Origin of the sequence: Streptomyces sp. SID5910 (assembly GCF_009862125.1) — a bacterium.
Classification (GTDB): domain Bacteria; phylum Actinomycetota; class Actinomycetes; order Streptomycetales; family Streptomycetaceae; genus Streptomyces.
Map to the genome: position 1 here is coordinate 1 of NZ_WWHX01000314.1, position 3,007 is coordinate 3,007.

Below are 3,007 nucleotides of genomic sequence, written 5' to 3' on the forward strand. Positions count from 1 at the left end.
AGGAAACAACGATGTCCTCCTCCTCACCCGCGCTGTCCGCCCGCGGCAGCAGACTGGCCCTGCTGGTCGTAGGCCTGTGCTGGCTGGCCGTGCTCTTCGACGGCCTGGACATGTTCATCTACGGCTCGGTGCTGCCCCACATGCTCCAGGAGAAGGCCCTCGGCATCACCTCGGGCCAGGCCGGCGACCTAGGCAGCTACGCCACCTTCGGCATGCTCGTCGGCGCGCTCGCGGCGGGGACGGTCGCCGACCGCATCGGGCGCAAGAAGCTGATGGTCTCCTGCGTCACGCTCTTCTCCCTGGCCTCGGGCATCTGCGCGGTCTCGGGCAGCGTCGCCGTCTTCGGCCTGGGCCGCACCCTGGCCGGAGTCGGCCTCGGCGGCCTGCTGCCCACCGCGATCAGCATGGTCTCCGACTACGCCCCGCGCGCCCGCGCCGCCCTCACCATCGGCCTGCTGATGACCGCCCACCACGCCGGCGGCATCCTCTCCGCCTACGTCGCCCTGTGGATCGTCGAACCGTTCGGCTGGCGCGCCGCGTTCTGGGTCTGCGTGGTCCCGCTGCTCTTCGTCCCCGTCCTCGCCGCGTTCCTGCCCGAGTCGCTGAGCTTCCTCGTCGCCAAGGGCCGCACCGAGGAGGCCCGCACCCTGGCCGCCCGCTACGACGCCGAACTCCCCGCCGCCACCGGCAAGACCTCCGGCGCCGCCTGGGCCAACCTCGCCCACCTCTTCCGGGGCGGCGAGTGGATCCAGACCCTGCTGTACTGGCTGGCCTCCTTCGGCGGCCTGCTCCTCGTCTACGGCGTCGCGACCTGGCTGCCCACCCTGATGCGCGGCGAGGGCTACGAACTCGGCTCCGCGCTGACCTTCGTCGTGCTGTTCAACCTCGGCGGCATCGTGGGCATGCTGGTCGCCGGCCGCGCCTCGGACCGCTTCGGCGCCCCACGCATCTCCGCGATCTGGTTCGCGCTGACCGCCGGCGGCGTCTTCCTGCTCAGCGTCCACATGCCGCTGGCGCTGACCTTCGCGGTCGTCTTCCTCACCGGCGTGTTCCTCAACAGCGCCCAGACCATGATCTACGCGACCGTCTCCCTCGGCTCCGCCCCGGCCAACCGCGCCACGGCGGTCGGCTGGACGTCCGGCATGGGCCGTTTCGGCGCCGTCTTCGGCCCCTGGCTGGGCGGCCAGCTGCTCGCCGCCGACCGGGGCGACTGGGGCTTCACCGCCTTCGCGCTCGCCGGTGTCTCGTCCATGGTCTTCATCGGCATCGCGGCCCTGCGCACGAGGCCCGCGGGCGACGGCGCGGGACAGCAGCTCGCGACCGCCCACTGACCGTCTCCGGCCGGCGCGCTCCCGGCGTACCGGGGGCGCGCGGAAGAGGTCAGGGCGACATCAGGCCGCGGGCCTCCAGTTCGTCCACGCACTCCTCGGGCACCGCCGTCATCGTGAGCTTCTGGACGATCTGGGGCGAGGGGGAGGGGAGAGGCGCGGTCCGCCCGCCTCCCTCGCCGCCCGCCCGGCGCTCTTCGGCGACGTCGTCGGCGACCGCCTCGCAGACGACGGCGTAGCTCTCGGTCGGCGTCGGCTCCTCGCCGGGTGACCCGGCGCCGTCCGCGTACGGATCGACGCGGAGCGCGGCGGTGGCGGCGAGGCCGGCCAGGCACAGCCCCGCCCAGACGACGACGATCCGCCGGCGGGCGCTCACGACCCGGGCGTCCCGTCGGCGACGGCGTGCACGGGTAAGGCGTTACGCACGGTGCCCAACTCGGTTCCTTCCTCCACGGGGACGGTGCCGTACTGCCTGGCCGGGTCACCGTCCCCGGCGGGACAGCCAGGCGGCGGTCAGGGAGCCGGAGACGTTGTGCCAGACGGAGAAGACCGCGGCCGGCAGTGCCGCCAGCGGGCTGAAGTGGGCGGTGGCCAGCGAGGCCGCGAGGCCGGAGTTCTGCATGCCGACCTCGAAGGCCATGGCGCGGCTCGCCGGTTCGCCGAGCCGGCCGAGGCGCCCCGCGCCGTAACCGAGCGCCAGCCCGAGGCCGTTGTGCAGCACGACGGCGAGGAACACCATCCCGGCCGCCGACCTGATGGCGTCGGCGCTGCCCGCGACGACGACGGCCACGATCACGGAGATGGTCAGCGCGGACAGCCACGGCAGCGCGGGCAGCGCCCGCTGCACATACCGCCCCGCAAGCAGCCGTACGACGACGCCCGCGAGGATGGGCAGCAGCACCGTCTTGAGGATGTCCGTGACCATGGAGCCGGCGTCGACCGGCAGGTACTCGCCGGCCAGCAGCAGCGTCAGCGGCGGGGTGACCAGCGGGGCGACGAGCGTGGAGACGGTGGCGACGGAGACCGAGAGGGCCACGTCGCCCCGGGCCAGGTAGGTCACCACGTTGGAGGCCGTGCCGCTGGGCGCGCAGCCGACCAGGATCACGCCGGCGGCGAGCTGCGGCGAGAGGTCCAGCAGATGGGCGATGGCCCAGCCGAGCCCCGGCATGATGACGTAGTGCGCGACCAGCCCGAGGGCCACCGCCCAGGGGCGCTTGGCGACGCCGCGGAAGTCCTGCGGGGTCATGGTGACGCCCATGCAGAACATCACCACGCCCAGCAGATACGGCACCGCCTCGCCCCACCCGGTGAAACTCCCCGGGAGCAGGAGGCCGAGGGCGCCGGCCGCGAGGACGAGCAGGGGGAAGACGGTCACGGCACGGCGCGCGGAGCGGTCGCCGGTGACGTCGTCGCTGACATGTTCGGGTCGTTCGGTACGCACCGTGCGAGGTAACGCCCGTCGGCGGGCACGGCGCAATGCCGTCTCGCGATGTGATCATCAGAGCGGTGCGCGGATGGGGTAGGGTTTGACCTGCGTGATCACACGGAAACCGCCCACTCGCGACCCGTGCGACGCACACCGGGACGTGGCGCAGCTTGGTAGCGCACTTGACTGGGGGTCAAGGGGTCGCAGGTTCAAATCCTGTCGTCCCGACGGTGAAGAAGTAGATCAGATGGGT

Annotated in this window: 3 protein-coding genes and 1 tRNA gene; 2 read left to right on the plus strand and 2 right to left on the minus strand. The window is 72.6% G+C overall.

What is annotated here, in order from left to right:
- The first annotated feature begins 11 nt into the window (after positions 1–11).
- Positions 12–1,331 (plus strand): MFS transporter, encoded by a 1,320-nt coding sequence (locus GTW67_RS10725; protein ID WP_161164569.1) that lies wholly within the window; start codon positions 12–14, stop codon positions 1,329–1,331.
- 49 nt (positions 1,332–1,380) lie between these two features.
- Here GTW67_RS10725 and GTW67_RS10730 read toward each other — a convergent pair whose 3' ends face one another.
- Positions 1,381–1,704, minus strand: a complete 324-nt coding sequence (locus GTW67_RS10730; protein WP_161164570.1) for a hypothetical protein — start codon at positions 1,702–1,704, stop codon at positions 1,381–1,383.
- A 105-nt stretch (positions 1,705–1,809) separates the two neighbouring features.
- Positions 1,810–2,769, minus strand: a complete 960-nt coding sequence (locus GTW67_RS10735; RefSeq protein ID WP_161164571.1) for a bile acid:sodium symporter — start codon at positions 2,767–2,769, stop codon at positions 1,810–1,812.
- 139 nt (positions 2,770–2,908) lie between these two features.
- Between GTW67_RS10735 and GTW67_RS10740 the strand changes: the two genes are divergently transcribed.
- Positions 2,909–2,982 (plus strand) — tRNA-Pro (locus tag GTW67_RS10740).
- Positions 2,983–3,007 lie beyond the last annotated feature (25 nt).

Coding starts and splice junctions, on each gene's coding strand:
- GTW67_RS10725 (WP_161164569.1), top strand. CDS start 12: ATGTCCTCCTCCTCACCCGCGCTGTCCGCCCGCGGCAGCAGACTGGCC.